Below are 15,272 nucleotides of genomic sequence, written 5' to 3'. Positions count from 1 at the left end.
GTCAGCGTTGTCTTGCCATGGTCTACGTGACCAATCGTTCCAACGTTTACGTGTGGCTTCTTACGCTCAAACTTTTCCTTCGCCATTTCTCTATACCTCGTTAACTTTAACTTTTATTGTTTCTTGATGATCGCTTCAGCAATATTATTAGGAGCCTCTGCATAGCGTGAGAACTCCATGGAGTAGGTTGCTCTACCCTGTGTTGCCGAACGTACATCGGTTGCATATCCAAACATTTCAGCCAAAGGCACTTCCGCTCGGATGACTTTTCCCGCAGGAGAGTCTTCCATACCCTGAACCAAGCCACGACGTCTGTTGAGATCACCCATCACATCACCCATGTAATCTTCAGGCGTAACGACCTCGACACTCATAATCGGTTCAAGTAGAACAGGTTTCGCTTTTGCGGCTCCTTGTTTGAAACATTGAGAACCAGCAATTTTAAATGCCATCTCACTGGAATCCACTTCGTGGAAAGATCCATCAAACAGAGTCACTTTAACATCGACTACTGGATACCCTGCAATAACACCATTTTGCATCTGTTCCTGGATACCTTTGTCAACCGCCGGAATGTATTCTTTGGGAATCACACCACCGACAATAGCATTGACAAACTCGTACCCTGCACCTGCCTCGTTTGGCTCAATTTTAAGCCATACATGTCCATACTGACCACGGCCGCCTGATTGGCGAACGAATTTACCTTCCTGTTCAACAGAGGCTTTAATCGTTTCACGGTAGGCAACCTGTGGCTTCCCAACATTCGCTTCCACGTTAAATTCACGCTTCATGCGATCCACAATAATCTCAAGATGTAACTCACCCATTCCCTGAATAATTGTTTGTCCTGATTCTTCATCAGTATGAACACGGAATGAGGGGTCTTCCTGAGCAAGCTTACCTAAAGCAATCGACATTTTTTCCTGGTCAGCTTTGGTTTTTGGTTCTACCGCAACCGCAATCACTGGATCAGGAAAATCCATTCTTTCAAGAATGACCACTGAATCAGCATCACAGAGGGTATCACCCGTAGTCACGGTTTTTAAGCCGACTGCTGCAGCGATATCACCCGCGTGAACTTCTTTGATTTCTTCACGTGAGTTGGCATGCATTTGAAGAAGACGGCCTATACGCTCCTTTTTACCTTTTACCGAGTTGTATACGGTATCACCACTTTTAAGCACACCCGAATAGGTTCGGAAATAGGTCAATGTCCCAACGAATGGGTCTGTAGCAATTTTAAATGCTAACGCAGAAAACGGCTCATCATAGGATGTTTTACGTCGAATCTCTTCGCCATGTTCGTCGTGCCCTTTAATAGCCGGAATGTCAATGGGGGAAGGCAGATAGTCGATCACGCCATCCAATACAGCCTGCACCCCTTTATTCTTAAAGGCTGAACCACAGAAGACAGGTACCATTTCATTAGCAATAGTCCGTTGTCTTAATGCCTTTTTGATTTCCTCTTCAGTGAATTCGCCGCCTTCCAGGTATTTTTCCATTAGCTCTTCAGACGCTTCAGCAGCGGCTTCAATGATTAAGCCTCGGTATTCTTCACATTGGGCCAGCATAGTTTGCGGAATTGGCTTGTATTCAAAAGACATCCCTTTATTTTCTTCATCCCAATGGATAGCCTTCATCTTGATTAAGTCAACCACGCCAACAAAGGCCTCTTCGGAACCGATTGGCATTTGAACCACAACAGGATTTGAACCCAGACGTTGTTTAATTTGACTGACTACGCGCAAGAAGTTTGCACCCATACGGTCCATTTTATTGACAAACACAACGCGTGGCACACCGTATTTGTCAGCCTGACGCCATACGGTTTCAGATTGCGGTTCAACTCCGGATACAGCATCGAATACGACCACAGCGCCATCGAGAACGCGTAAAGAACGCTCCACCTCAATCATGAAGTCAACGTGTCCCGGAGTATCGATAATATTGATACGGTGACGAGCATATTGCTTGTCCATTCCAGCCCAGTAACACGTCGTTGCTGCAGAGGTAATCGTGATTCCGCGTTCCTGCTCCTGAACCATCCAGTCCATGGTTGCAGCGCCATCATGCACTTCACCAATTTTATGTGACATACCGGTGTAATACAGAACACGCTCAGTGGTCGTTGTTTTACCAGCATCCACGTGGGCGGCAATACCGATGTTTCTGTATAGTTCTAACGGAGTAGACACGACGTAACCTCTCTGTTAATTCCATCTAAAATGTGCGAAAGCCTGGTTGGCTTTGGCCATTTTATGAGTGTCTTCACGTTTTTTCACGGCAGAACCTTTGCTTTCGAATGCATCGATTAATTCACCTGCCAACCGTAACATCATTCCCTTTTCGCCACGCGAACGGGCAGCCTGGACTATCCAGCGCATGCCAAGCGCAATACTTCTATCCATACGGACTTCGACAGGAACCTGGTAGGTCGCACCGCCGACTCGTCGTGAACGCACTTCCACACTGGGTCTTACGTTATCAAGAGCCTGCTCGAAGTAATGAAGAACACTGGATGAACCAGCGCTGGATGAACCAGTCTCCCCACTGTCTTCGTCGTTCTTTTTGCTTTTCTTAATGCGCTCATTCAAGAGATCAAGGGCGCCATAGGTAATCTTTTCGGCAGTTGATTTTTTACCGCTTACCATCAGGACGTTAATAAATTTGGCTAAAAGTTCGCTGTGATGCTTTGGATCAGGCAAAATTTCGCGTTTGGGTACTTCTCTTCTTCTTGGCATTTCAATTTCCTACAATCAGATTATTTCTTGTCTTTCGGCTTCTTGGTACCGTATTTTGAACGACCTTGTTTACGATCGTTGACACCAGAGGTATCCAGACTTCCACGAACGGTATGATAGCGCACACCAGGCAAGTCTTTTACCCTACCGCCGCGAATCAATACAACAGAGTGTTCCTGCAGATTATGGCCTTCTCCACCGATGTAGGAAGATACTTCATAACCATTGGTCAAGCGCACACGTGCTACCTTACGCATAGCTGAGTTTGGCTTTTTAGGGGTTGTAGTATATACACGAGTACATACACCTCGTCGTTGTGGACAGGATTGCAAAGCAGGGACCTTACTTTTCTCTTCGATGTCTCTGCGAGGCTTTCTTACTAACTGATTAATAGTAGCCATTTATTGTTAACTCCGAACTTTATCTCTTGTCTATATTTTGAATGCATAAGGAGGCCGGATTCTATATAGCTCCGGCAGATTTGTCAAGTTAAACCTGCCGGGGTTACATCAATCCAAGTTAATCATTATGATTGTCTGCGTTCAACGCTTCGCTTAATGCATGCTCAACATCACTTGCAGTGACGGTATGTGCGGTATGCTCAGTACTTGCAGCTCTGGCACGTTTTGCCTTGCGGCCCTGGTGGTAGGCATAGCCTGTTCCCGCAGGAATCAGTCGACCGACCATCACATTCTCTTTCAAACCACGCAGATCATCGACCTTGCCGCTGACAGCCGCTTCGGTAAGTACCCTTGTGGTTTCCTGGAATGACGCCGCTGAAATAAACGATTCTGTCGCCAAAGAGGCCTTGGTAATACCCAACAATATGGGAGTACCATGGGCAGGTTGTTTTCCTTCAGCAACCAGCTTGTCGTTTTCCTGCAGCATCACGCTTTCTTCAACATGCTCGCCTACCAGGAATTTCGAATCACCGGCAAATGTAATTACCCGTTTACGCAGCATTTGTCGAACAATGGTTTCGATATGCTTGTCATTGATTTTTACCCCCTGCAGGCGATAAACATCCTGAACTTCGTTAACGATGTAATTGGCCAGCGCGCCGACACCAAGCAAACGCAGTATATCGTGCGGGTTAAGCGGGCCTTCTGCGATCACTTCACCTCGCTCAACATGCTCACCCTCAAACACCGAAATATGACGCCATTTTGGTATTAATTCTTCATGGAACTGATTTTCTGAGGCCGTAATAATCAAACGACGTTTACCTTTGGTTTCTTTACCAAAGTTCACCAAGCCTGATATTTCAGCCATAACCGCTGCATCTTTAGGTTTTCTGGCCTCAAACAAGTCAGCCACACGCGGCAGACCCCCGGTAATATCACGTGTCTTGGAGCGCTCCTGAGGAATACGGGCGATAACATCACCCACACCCACGCTATTGCCGTCTTCAAAGTTAATGATTGCATCCACCGGCAGATAATACTGGGCGGGGACATTGGTTCCTGCCAGATAGATATCTTCGCCGTCATCAGACACAAGCTTAACCATAGGACGCATGTCACGGCCAGCAGAGCTTCGCTGTTTGGCATCGATTACCACAATATTACTCAGACCTGTTATTTCATCGGTCTGACGATTCATGGTCATGCCTTCGATTAGGTCAATGAATTTCAGCTTACCGCTTACTTCAGAAATAACCGGGTGGGTGTGCGGATCCCAGCTAGCAATAACCTGACCGGCCTCCACTGCCATGTTGTCATGAACAGTAAGCACAGAACCATAAGGTAGTTTATAGCGTTCACGCTCTCGGCCAAAGTCATCCACAATCGAGACTTCCCCAGAACGGGATACAGCGACCAAGTTGCCATTTTCATGAGTAACTGTCTTAATGTTATGCAGACGGATAACCCCTTTATTCTTAATCTGAATATTATTGGCTGCCGTTGCCCTGGATGCCGCACCACCGATATGGAAAGTACGCATGGTTAACTGAGTACCGGGTTCACCGATGGACTGCGCTGCGATAATACCCACGGCTTCCCCGGTATTCACCAGGTGACCACGAGCGAGATCGCGTCCATAACATTTGGCACACAAACCAAAACGGGTCTCACAGGTAATGGGTGAGCGAACCAGGATTTGATCGACGCCAAGCTTTTCAAGTTTCTCTACCCAGTCCTCATCCAGCAGGGTACCGGCTGTTACAACCGGGTCTTCATGATTGGGAATATAAACATCCGTTGCAACCACACGACCCAATACCCTTTCATGCAAAGGTTCAACAATATCCCCCCCCTCAATGAGAGGCTGCATGAGAATACCATTTTCGGTACCGCAATCATCCTGGGTAATCACCACATCCTGCGCCACATCAACCAGACGTCGCGTCAGATAACCCGAGTTCGCTGTTTTTAATGCTGTATCGGCCAAACCTTTACGGGCACCGTGAGTAGAAATGAAGTACTGGAATACGTTCAGTCCCTCTCGGAAGTTTGCAGTAATCGGCGTCTCAATAATGGAGCCATCCGGAGCCGCCATCAATCCTCGCATACCTGCGAGCTGACGAATCTGGGCTGCAGAACCCCTCGCCCCTGAGTCAGCCATCATAAAGATGGGGTTAAACGATTCCTGGCGTGTTGTATTTCCAGCGCGATCAACCACTTCTTCTGTCGCGATTTTGCTCATCATCGACTTGGCGACCATTTCGTTTGTACGCGACCAGATATCGATAACCTTATTGTAACGTTCGCCATTGGTTACCAGACCGGAACGGAATTGCGATTCAATCTCACGCACTTCATTATCAGCCTGCTCAATGATGACGGCCTTGTCGTCTGGAATCTCCATGTCTTCAATACCAATGGATGCACCGGCACGAGTGGCGTATTTAAAGCCGGTGTACATCAGCTGGTCAGCAAAAATGACGGTTTCTTTCAGCCCAAATCTGCGGTAGCAATGGTCAACAACACGCGAAATGACTTTTTTAGTCATCGTACGGTTGATTTGTGAAAAGGCCATCCCTTTGGGCAGAATATCAGCCAGAATCGCCCGGCCTACTGTCGTATCCACGAGATGAACACCACCGTTACCACTGCCTTCGCCCTCTTCATCATCCTTGGGCATACGAACTTTAATTTTGGCATGAATGTCGATGTAGCCGGCTTCATAAAAATTCTGAGCTTCCTGGGCGCTGGCAAAAATTTTGCCTTCACCTTTGGCATTGATGCGTTCGCGAGTCAGGTAATAAAGACCAAGCACCACGTCCTGACTAGGAACAATAATCGGTTCACCGCTCGCGGGTGACAAAATATTGTTCGTGGACATCATCAGAGAACGAGCTTCAAGTTGTGCTTCCAGGGTTAATGGAACGTGCACAGCCATCTGGTCACCGTCGAAGTCTGCATTATAAGCAGTACAGACAAGCGGATGCAGCTGAATCGCTTTCCCTTCAATTAACACGGGTTCAAAGGCCTGGATACCTAAACGGTGCAATGTTGGTGCGCGGTTTAACAGAATGGGATGCTCTCGGATTACATCATCAAGAATATCCCAGACGATCGGCTCTTCGCGCTCGACCATTTTCTTGGCCGCTTTAATTGTGGTCGCAAGACCTCTGAATTCGAGCTTGCTGAAAATAAAGGGTTTGAACAGCTCCAGAGCCATTTTTTTCGGCAGACCACACTGGTGCAAACGCAGAGTCGGTCCGACTACAATTACAGAACGACCGGAATAGTCAACGCGCTTACCTAAAAGGTTCTGACGGAAACGACCCTGTTTTCCTTTAATCATGTCGGCAAGTGATTTCAATGGACGCTTGTTGGTCCCTGTAATCGCTCTGCCGCGGCGGCCGTTATCCAGCAGCGCATCAACCGATTCCTGCAGCATACGCTTTTCGTTGCGGACAATGATGTCAGGTGCGTTCAGATCCAGTAATCGCTTCAGTCGGTTGTTACGGTTAATCACGCGACGGTATAAATCATTCAAATCGGATGTAGCAAAACGTCCGCCATCCAGAGGCACTAAAGGCCGCAGATCAGGAGGCAATACGGGCAAGACATCCATAATCATCCATTCCGGCTTGTTACCCGATTCATAGAATGCTTCGATTAATTTTAAGCGCTTGGTGATTTTCTTTATCTTGGTTTCAGAATTGGTGGTAGGCAATTCTTCACGCAATGTACGTATTTCTTCTTCAAGATCAATCTGGCGCAATAAATCACGGATGGCTTCTGCCCCCATACGTGCATCAAATTCATCACCGTATTGCTCCATTGCCTCCAGATACACTTCATCGTTCAGCAACTGACCCCGCTCCAGCTCGGTCATCCCGGGATCGACCACCACAAACGCTTCAAAATAAAGAACGCGCTCGATGTCACGCAACGTCATGTCCAGCAAAAGACCAATTCTGGACGGAAGTGATTTGAGGAACCAGATATGAGCCACGGGACTGGCCAGCTCAATGTGTCCCATACGTTCACGGCGAACTTTAGCCAATGCCAGTTCAACACCGCATTTTTCACAAATAACACCGCGGTGTTTGAGTCGCTTGTACTTACCGCACAAGCATTCGTAATCCTTCACCGGGCCAAATGTTTTTGCGCAGAATAATCCATCGCGCTCCGGTTTAAAGGTACGGTAGTTAATGGTCTCGGGTTTTTTTACTTCCCCATAAGACCAGGATCGAATTAATTCAGGTGAAGCCAGTGCAATTTTAATTGCATCGAATTCTTCACTTTGCCCTTGTTGTTTGAGGATACCAAGCAAATCACTCATTACAGGTGCTTTTCTCATTGGGTCGCTGCTTAGATTAGCCAAGTCTATGCCTCCAAAAATTTGTTTATCAGAATTGATCGCTGAACGTGTTAGTCGTGGTTCAGTTCGATATCAATACCCAATGCTCTAATTTCCTTCAGTAACACATTAAAGGATTCAGGCATTCCAGGATCCATACGATGATCACCATCGACTATGTTTTTATATATCTTCGTTCGTCCTCCGACATCGTCTGATTTAACTGTTAACATTTCCTGCAACGTATAAGCCGCCCCATAAGCTTCCAATGCCCAGACCTCCATCTCCCCGAAACGCTGGCCCCCGAACTGGGCCTTACCGCCAAGCGGCTGCTGAGTAACCAGACTATACGAACCAGTGGAGCGGGCGTGCATTTTGTCGTCGACAAGGTGATTCAGTTTGAGCATGTACATGTAACCGACAGTCACGGGGTTATCAAATGTCTTACCCGTACGTCCGTCAATCAACATGGTTTTTCCATCAGCAGGCAATCCAGCAAGCTCAAGCATGGATTTAATTTCTGCTTCATTGGCGCCGTCAAATACTGGAGTCGCCATGGGAACGCCAGCACGCAGGTTGTCAGCAAGAATAGCGACTTCATTGTCGTCAAGCTTTTCAAGGTGAACACGTTGTACACCGTCATGATTATAGATCTTGCCCAGGAATTCACGAATCTGCTTAATGGGCTTATTGCTGTCGACCAAGTCGGCAATGCGCTGTCCCAAGCCCTTGGCAGCAAGACCCAAGTGAGTTTCCAGAACCTGACCAATGTTCATACGTGACGGTACGCCTAATGGATTCAATACGATATCAACCGCAGTACCATCAGCCATGTAAGGCATGTCTTCCACAGGAACCACAATGGAAATAACCCCTTTGTTCCCGTGACGACCAGCCATTTTATCGCCTGGCTGAATGCGGCGCTTAACCGCCAGATACACTTTAACAATTTTTAGAACACCGGGAGCCAAATCATCCCCCTGGATAATTTTTTTGCGGCTGTCGTTAAAGCGTTTTTCCATTTCTTTGCCGAGCAATTCAAGCTGCTTGGACAATTGTTCCAATTGCTGGCTGATGACTTCGTCATCCACGCGAACATCAAACCATTTGCTTCTGTCCACTTTCTCCAGGTAGGATTCGGTGATTTTAGAACCCGGCTTGATGCTGGATGGTCCGCCTGCTGCCGTTTTACCCAGCAACAAATTATAAACGCGGTGATAAATGTCTTCTTCGCGAATACGTCTCTCATCGATAAGGTCTTTACGAACTCGCGCCAGATGCTCTTCTTCGATACTCTTGGCACGCTCATCTTTTTCCAGGCCATCGCGTGTAAAGACTTGAACATCAATCACCGTTCCATTCATGCCGGAAGGAACACGCAAGGAAGAATCTTTTACATCCGAAGCTTTCTCACCGAAAATGGCTCTTAATAATTTTTCTTCCGGTGTTAATTGTGTTTCGCCTTTTGGCGTGACTTTACCAACGAGAATATCGCCTGCAGATACTTCAGCACCGATATAAACCACACCGGATTGATCCAGATTGGCCAGTGCTGATTCACCCACATTGGGGATATCGGCCGTAATTTCTTCCGTTCCAAGCTTGGTATCGCGAGCGATACAGGTCAATTCTTCGATATGAATGGTTGTGAAGCGATCTTCCTGAACAATACGTTCGGAAATAAGAATCGAGTCTTCGAAGTTATAACCGTTCCAGGGCATGAAGGCGACCAACAGGTTTTGTCCCAGCGCCAATTCACCCATATCCGTACACGGACCATCGGCGAGAACATCACCCTTCTGAATACGATCACCTGTATTGACGATGGGACGCTGATTAATACAGGTATCCTGGTTTGAACGGAAATACTTCGTCAGGTTATAAATGTCTACCCCGGTTTCACCCGCTGTGGTTTCGTCATCGTTAACGCGGACAACGATACGGGAGGCATCAACCAAATCAATGACACCGCCACGTTTGGCCACAACAGAAACTCCGGAATCGGAAGCCACTGTACGTTCCATTCCCGTACCTACCAACGGTTTTTCAGAACGCAGTGTGGGTACCGCCTGACGTTGCATGTTAGAACCCATCAAGGCACGGTTCGCGTCATCATGTTCCAGGAAAGGAATCAATGAAGCTGCAACGGATACGATCTGCTTAGGCGACACATCCATGTAGTTAATTTTATCCGGTGTCGTCAATGAGAATTCATTCTGATGACGGCAAGGAACCAGATCAGCAAGGATTTTGCCTTTTTCGTCTACGGCCACACTGGACTGTGCAATGTACTGATCAACCTCTTCAATCGCTGACAGGTATTCAATTTCATCAGTAACATGGCCATCGATTACTTTACGGCAAGGCGTTTCAATAAAACCGTAATCGTTGGTGCGGGCGTAAACAGAGAGTGAATTGATCAAACCGATGTTTGGACCTTCAGGCGTTTCAATCGGGCAAACACGGCCATAATGGGTGGTGTGAACGTCGCGGACTTCAAATCCTGCGCGTTCTCGAGTTAACCCGCCTGGGCCAAGGGCTGAAACACGGCGCTTGTGAGTCACTCCGGAAAGCGGGTTAACCTGATCCATAAACTGCGATAACTGGCTTGAGCCAAAAAATTCTTTGATGGCGGCAGAAACAGGCTTCGCGTTTATCAAATCCTGGGGCATCAGATTTTCAGATTCAACCAGGCTTAAACGCTCCTTGACCGCACGCTCAACACGGACTAAACCAACACGGAACTGGTTTTCCGTCATTTCACCCACGCTGCGTACACGTCGGTTACCCAGATGATCAATGTCATCCACCATGCCAATACCGTTACGGATATCAATTAATGTTTTGATAACCGCGAGAATATCTTCCTTCGTTAAAGTGCCTGGGCCCTGATCTTCTTTACGTCCTACGCGTCGGTTAAATTTCATGCGGCCAACTGCGGATAAATCATAGCGATCTTCGGCAAAGAAAAGGTTTTTAAATAAGGCTTCCGCTGCTTCTTTTGTGGGCGGTTCACCAGGACGCATCATGCGATAGATTTCAACCAATGCTTCAAGCTGGCTATTGGTGGGATCAATTTTCAAGGTATCCGAAATATAAGAACCATGATCCAGATCGTTGGTATAGATCATTTCAAATGACAAAATGCCATGCTCAGCCAACTGATCCAATAATTCAGAAGTGACTTCATCATTGGCATTCGCCAATACTTCACCGGTTTCAGTGTTAACAATGTTTCTGGCCAGTATTTTCCCGACCAGATAATCCTGCGGGACCACGAGATCCTGCATGTTGCTCTTTTCCATCATTTTAATATGGCGGGCAGTGATACGACGGCCCTGCTCAACGATCAGTTCACCCGTTTCAGGAACAGCAATATCAAACGATGCAATCTCACCGCGTAAACGAGCAGGAATGAGATTAATATGGAATTCACCATTGCGCAGTTGGCAAACGGTCGATTCAAAAAATTCAGCGAGGATATCTTCAACTTCATACCCCAGCGCACGTAATAAAATACTGACTGGCAATTTCCTACGGCGGTCGATACGCACGAAAACACAATCTTTGGGATCGAATTCAAAATCAAGCCATGAACCACGGTAGGGAATAATACGGGCGGAATAAAGCAGCTTTCCTGAGGAATGCGTCTTTCCACGATCATGTTCAAATATAACACCGGGCGAGCGATGCAACTGCGATACAACCACGCGCTCGGTACCATTGACAACGAAAGTACCCACGTCGGTCATTAATGGAATTTCACCCATGAACACGTCTTGTTCACGGATATCTTTGATGGGCTTTGGCTCACCAGCCGCATCTTTATCAAGGACAACCAGTCTGATTTTAACACGCAGAGGGGCGGAATACGTTAAACCGCGTAATTTACATTCCCTCACGTCAAAGGCAGGTTCGCCCAATTTATAACCCACGTATTCCAAGCGGGCATTACCAGAAAAACTTTCAATAGGAAATACGGATGAGAACGCTGCATGCAAACCTGTTTTCTGCTCTGAGTTGGCTTTTGAATCAGCTTCCAGAAAATCTCTATAGGACTTTAATTGAATGTCCAGGAGATTAGGAATCGCCATCTTGTCAGCTTGCCTGCCAAAGCTCTTACGGAATCGTTTCTTCTCGGCGTGAGAATAGTGTTGAGGTTTAGCTTCTGCAGTTGCCATGGTGGTTCCTCTGTAAATTATTGATCATCAAACACACAAACCCAGCCATGTAACCATGGCCGGGTTCTGAAATAGAGACGTATAATTATTACTTAACGTCAACAGTCGCGCCAGCTTCTTCCAGATCTTTCTTGATGCTAGCTGCTTCGTCTTTCGATACACCTTCTTTAACAGTTGCAGGTGCACCTTCAACCAGGTCTTTTGCTTCTTTCAAGCCTAAACCGGTGATGTTACGAATGACTTTAATGACGCCCACTTTGTTAGAACCAAAGCTTGTCATTACCACGTCAAATTCTGTCTTTTCTTCAGCAGCAGCAGATGCACCAGCAGCAGCGGGGGCAGCGACAGCTACAGCAGCGGCGGCAGCAGAAACGCCAAATTTTTCTTCCATTGCCTCGATCAACTCAACAACTTCCATTACGGTCATGTTAGAGATTGTTTCAAGGATCTCATTTTTTGATACAGCCATTACTAGCTCCTAATTAAATATAATCGATTATCGGAATTTTACTGTTCTTTTTTGTCTTTGATTGCAGCAACCGTTCTAACCAGTTTGGCATGCGGTTCAGCAAGTGTTCTGACAAATTTCTCAACAGGCGCTTTCATCACAAACATCAGTTTGGCTAATGCCTCATCTTTAGTCGGCAAGCTGGCTACTGCATCTAATTGATCAGCGCCATAGACTTTACCGCCTACAGACAATGCCTTGATTTCAAGCTTGTCAAATGTTTTTACGAAATCCTTTAATAGTCTTGCTGCATCACTTGGTGCTTCAAGTGATAAAGCGATAAATAAAGGACCAACCAATTTGTCGCTCAAGCAGGAAAAATCAGTGTTTTCAAATGCTCTGCGGGTTAATGTATTTCTTACCACCCGTAGATAAACACCGGATTTGCGAGCCTGGCTACGCAATTGGGTCATTTGGTTTACAGTCAAACCGCGATAATCAGCAACCACAGCCGAAATAGCCTTAGAAGCAACTGCATTTACTTCTTCGACAACAGCTTTCTTTGCAGCTAAAGTTATCGTCACGTTAGTGACCTCCTAAGTTGTGCAAATCGTATTGATTTGACAGTTATGGTGGCCGTCTCAGAATAACTTCTGTTCCGGTTCACCGTCTGCGCAGGGTAATTAAGCATTTCTGCACCTGCGGTCTTCGACGGCATGGAACGAGTCTATGCCGTGAATTCGAAATTCGGGTCAGATATATTACACAGGTAATGATGCAATATCAATAGGTAATCCAGGACCCATTGTGGTTGACAAGGTAATCTTCTTCAAATATACCCCTTTAGATGAAGCCGGTTTTGCCTTTTTCAAGTCAACCATTAACGCAGTAATGTTTTCAATGAGATCATCGGCTGTGAAGTCAACTTTACCAACAGTACAGTGGATGATACCGTTTTTGTCGGTGCGATAACGAACCTGACCTGATTTGGCATCGGATACTGCGGCTTCCACGTTAGTCGTGACCGTACCCACTTTAGGGTTAGGCATCAGGCCACGTGGACCAAGAATTTGACCTAATTGACCGACAATGCGCATGGCATCGGGCGTGGCAATGACCACATCAAAATCAAGCTCACCCGCTTTGATTTTGTCTGCCAAATCTTCGAAACCAACCAGATCAGCACCGGCATTTTTAGCTTTGGTGGCATTGTCACCTTGTGCAAATACCGCTACACGGACGGTTTTACCCGTTCCTTTTGGCAGATTGGTTGATGTTCTAACGACTTGATCCGATTTTCTTGGATCGACGCCAAGATTAACACTGATGTCCACGCTCTCTCTGAATTTGCTGCTCGCAAACTCTTTCAGAATCTCAATGGCTTCAACCGGGTTATACAAATAATTGGTTTTAACTTTTTCACGAATTTTCTGTTGCTTTTTACTTAAACTTGCCATGGTAGTGCCCCTTATTATCAACCTTCAACTTCGATTCCCATGCTACGGGCAGTTCCAGCAATGGTTCGTACCGCTGCATCTAAACTTCCGGCAGTTAAATCGGGTTCTTTTGTTTTGGCAATTTCTTCGAGCTGAGCCCGATTCAATGTTGCCACCTTCTTAGTATTGGGGTTACTACTACCACTTTGCAGACCCGCTGTCTTTTTCAATAAGACAGAAGCTGGAGGCGTTTTAGTAATAAAAGTAAAACTGCGATCACTGTAGACAGTAATAACAACAGGGATAGGTAAACCTTGTTCCAAATTCTGTGTTGCCGCATTAAAGGCTTTACAGAATTCCATAATGTTTACGCCGCGCTGACCCAGAGCAGGACCTACTGGAGGACTAGGATTAGCCTTTCCTGCCGGGATCTGTAACTTGACATAACCTTCAACTTTTTTAGCCATGATGACTCCTTATGGGTATAGCGCCAATGTCTGATTTGGCAATCAGTGTTTGGCTTCCCGTTACTAACAAAAATCAGGTTTTCTCAACCTGACTGAACTCCAACTCGACAGGAGTGGAGCGACCAAAAATGAGAACTGCAACGCGCAAACGGCTTTTCTCATAATTGACCTCTTCGACAACGCCGTTAAAGTCAACGAAAGGACCTTCCTTCACTCTAACCACTTCGCCAGGTTCAAACAGAATTTTGGGTCTAGGCTTAGTAACACCATCCTCAACACGTTGCAGAATAGCTTGCGCTTCTTTATCGCTAATGGGAGTAGGCGTCTGGCTTGTGCCGCCAATGAAACCAAGTACACGTGGAATCGCTCGAATCATATGCCATGTGGCATCATCCATCACCATGTTAACAAGGACATAACCAGGGAAAAATTTACGGGTACTTTTACGCTTTTGACCCGCGCGCATTTCAACCACTTCCTCAGAAGGGACGACAACTTCGCCAATTTTATCCTGTAGATGGTGGTGTTCCGCACGTGATTTAATTTCGCGCATTACAAAATTTTCATAGCCTGAGTAGGCATGAACAACATACCACTGCTTTGATTTCTGTTCTTCAACCTTGTTCTGTTCTTCCACCTTAATCTCAACCTAAATGTGTTATTTTAGCAATGACCCACATCATTGCAGAATCAACGCCCCATAAGATAAAACCTGTCACAGCGACCATGATCATAACAATGGAAGTAGTCTGTACGGTTTCTTGTCGGGAGGGCCAAACCACTTTTTGCAGTTCTACTTTGGCTTCGTTTGCAAACTCAAAAACCTGCTGCCCTTTGTTGGTAAAGAATGCAAGTATAGCACAGCCGACTAGCCAACCGATCCATATAATAATTTTAACGGGTGCGGAATAAGAATAATAATAGGTAACAAAAAAAGCACCCGCAGTCAGTAACAGTATCCCTAACCACAAGATTGCTTCTTTGAATGTAAATCTTGAATTTGATGAATTAGTCATATGTATTCTGTTAGTTGGCAGGCCAGGAGGGAATCGAACCCCCAACCTGCGGTTTTGGAGACCGCCACTCTGCCAATTGAGCTACTGGCCTAACTTAACATGTCGGGTGCAAACTGTGTTTGCACCCTAACCATCAATTACTCGATGATTTTAGCAACTACACCCGCACCTACGGTACGGCCACCTTCACGAATCGCGAAACGCAGACCTTCGTCCATCGCGATG

At 46.3% G+C, this 15,272-nt stretch carries 13 protein-coding genes and 1 tRNA gene; all 14 read right to left on the bottom strand.

The annotated features are described in order from the left end of the window. A partial coding sequence (locus Lrub_RS15235) for a GTP-binding protein (protein ID WP_080443257.1) occupies positions 1-86 on the bottom strand: 86 nt, incomplete at its 3' end. A 27-nt stretch (positions 87-113) separates the two neighbouring features. Beyond that, the gene (gene fusA, locus Lrub_RS07750; protein ID WP_058531626.1) at positions 114-2,198 is read right to left on the bottom strand and encodes an elongation factor G; all 2,085 of its coding nucleotides are present in this window, start codon (positions 2,196-2,198) and stop codon (positions 114-116) included. Positions 2,199-2,213: 15 nt separating this feature from the next. Beyond that, positions 2,214-2,744 carry a 30S ribosomal protein S7 gene (rpsG, locus tag Lrub_RS07745; protein ID WP_058531625.1) on the bottom strand — a complete coding sequence of 177 codons (531 nt, stop codon included), beginning with the start codon at positions 2,742-2,744 and terminating at the stop codon, positions 2,214-2,216. A 20-nt stretch (positions 2,745-2,764) separates the two neighbouring features. After that, complete coding sequence (rpsL, locus tag Lrub_RS07740; RefSeq protein WP_058526626.1) at positions 2,765-3,145, bottom strand: 30S ribosomal protein S12; 381 nt, start codon at positions 3,143-3,145, stop codon at positions 2,765-2,767. A 118-nt stretch (positions 3,146-3,263) separates the two neighbouring features. Continuing rightward, positions 3,264-7,481: a DNA-directed RNA polymerase subunit beta' gene (gene rpoC, locus Lrub_RS07735; RefSeq protein WP_058531624.1), complete on the bottom strand. Its 4,218-nt coding sequence runs from the start codon at positions 7,479-7,481 to the stop codon at positions 3,264-3,266. Positions 7,482-7,570: 89 nt separating this feature from the next. Then, a complete protein-coding gene (rpoB, locus tag Lrub_RS07730) occupies positions 7,571-11,680 on the bottom strand; it encodes a DNA-directed RNA polymerase subunit beta (RefSeq protein WP_058531623.1) in 4,110 nt (1,369 codons plus the stop codon). 88 nt (positions 11,681-11,768) lie between these two features. Continuing rightward, positions 11,769-12,149, bottom strand: a complete 381-nt coding sequence (gene rplL / locus Lrub_RS07725) for a 50S ribosomal protein L7/L12 (protein ID WP_058526629.1) — start codon at positions 12,147-12,149, stop codon at positions 11,769-11,771. A 38-nt stretch (positions 12,150-12,187) separates the two neighbouring features. Continuing rightward, the gene (gene rplJ / locus Lrub_RS07720) at positions 12,188-12,712 is read right to left on the bottom strand and encodes a 50S ribosomal protein L10 (RefSeq protein ID WP_058531622.1); all 525 of its coding nucleotides are present in this window, start codon (positions 12,710-12,712) and stop codon (positions 12,188-12,190) included. Positions 12,713-12,889: 177 nt separating this feature from the next. Next, the gene (rplA, locus tag Lrub_RS07715; protein WP_058531621.1) at positions 12,890-13,585 is read right to left on the bottom strand and encodes a 50S ribosomal protein L1; all 696 of its coding nucleotides are present in this window, start codon (positions 13,583-13,585) and stop codon (positions 12,890-12,892) included. 17 nt (positions 13,586-13,602) lie between these two features. Then, complete coding sequence (rplK, locus tag Lrub_RS07710) at positions 13,603-14,031, bottom strand: 50S ribosomal protein L11 (protein WP_058531620.1); 429 nt, start codon at positions 14,029-14,031, stop codon at positions 13,603-13,605. 73 nt (positions 14,032-14,104) lie between these two features. After that, positions 14,105-14,668, bottom strand: coding sequence for a transcription termination/antitermination protein NusG (nusG, locus tag Lrub_RS07705; protein ID WP_058531619.1), 564 nt, complete (start codon positions 14,666-14,668; stop codon positions 14,105-14,107). 7 nt (positions 14,669-14,675) lie between these two features. Next, positions 14,676-15,047 (bottom strand): preprotein translocase subunit SecE, encoded by a 372-nt coding sequence (secE, locus tag Lrub_RS07700; RefSeq protein ID WP_058531618.1) that lies wholly within the window; start codon positions 15,045-15,047, stop codon positions 14,676-14,678. 15 nt (positions 15,048-15,062) lie between these two features. Then, positions 15,063-15,138, bottom strand: a tRNA-Trp gene (locus Lrub_RS07695). A gap of 46 nt (positions 15,139-15,184) precedes the next feature. Next, positions 15,185-15,272: EF-Tu C-terminal domain-related protein (locus Lrub_RS15230; protein ID WP_080443364.1), on the bottom strand; the 88-nt coding region annotated here is incomplete at its 5' end.

This window comes from Legionella rubrilucens (assembly GCF_001468125.1).
Classification (GTDB): domain Bacteria; phylum Pseudomonadota; class Gammaproteobacteria; order Legionellales; family Legionellaceae; genus Legionella_C; species Legionella_C rubrilucens.
Note: the sequence above shows the minus strand (reverse complement) of the source record. Positions and strands in the feature narration are given on the sequence as shown.

What these genes read in the sequence shown, in the direction of transcription:
- rpsL (WP_058526626.1), bottom strand. Translation starts at nt 3,145, where the DNA reads ATGGCTACTATTAATCAGTTAGTAAGAAAGCCTCGCAGAGACATCGAA.
- rplL (WP_058526629.1), bottom strand. Translation starts at nt 12,149, where the DNA reads ATGGCTGTATCAAAAAATGAGATCCTTGAAACAATCTCTAACATGACC.
- rplK (WP_058531620.1), bottom strand. Translation starts at nt 14,031, where the DNA reads ATGGCTAAAAAAGTTGAAGGTTATGTCAAGTTACAGATCCCGGCAGGA.
- rpoB (WP_058531623.1), bottom strand. Translation starts at nt 11,680, where the DNA reads ATGGCAACTGCAGAAGCTAAACCTCAACACTATTCTCACGCCGAGAAG.
- secE (WP_058531618.1), bottom strand. Translation starts at nt 15,047, where the DNA reads ATGACTAATTCATCAAATTCAAGATTTACATTCAAAGAAGCAATCTTG.
- rpsG (WP_058531625.1), bottom strand. Translation starts at nt 2,744, where the DNA reads ATGCCAAGAAGAAGAGAAGTACCCAAACGCGAAATTTTGCCTGATCCA.
- rplA (WP_058531621.1), bottom strand. Translation starts at nt 13,585, where the DNA reads ATGGCAAGTTTAAGTAAAAAGCAACAGAAAATTCGTGAAAAAGTTAAA.
- rpoC (WP_058531624.1), bottom strand. Translation starts at nt 7,481, where the DNA reads ATGAGTGATTTGCTTGGTATCCTCAAACAACAAGGGCAAAGTGAAGAA.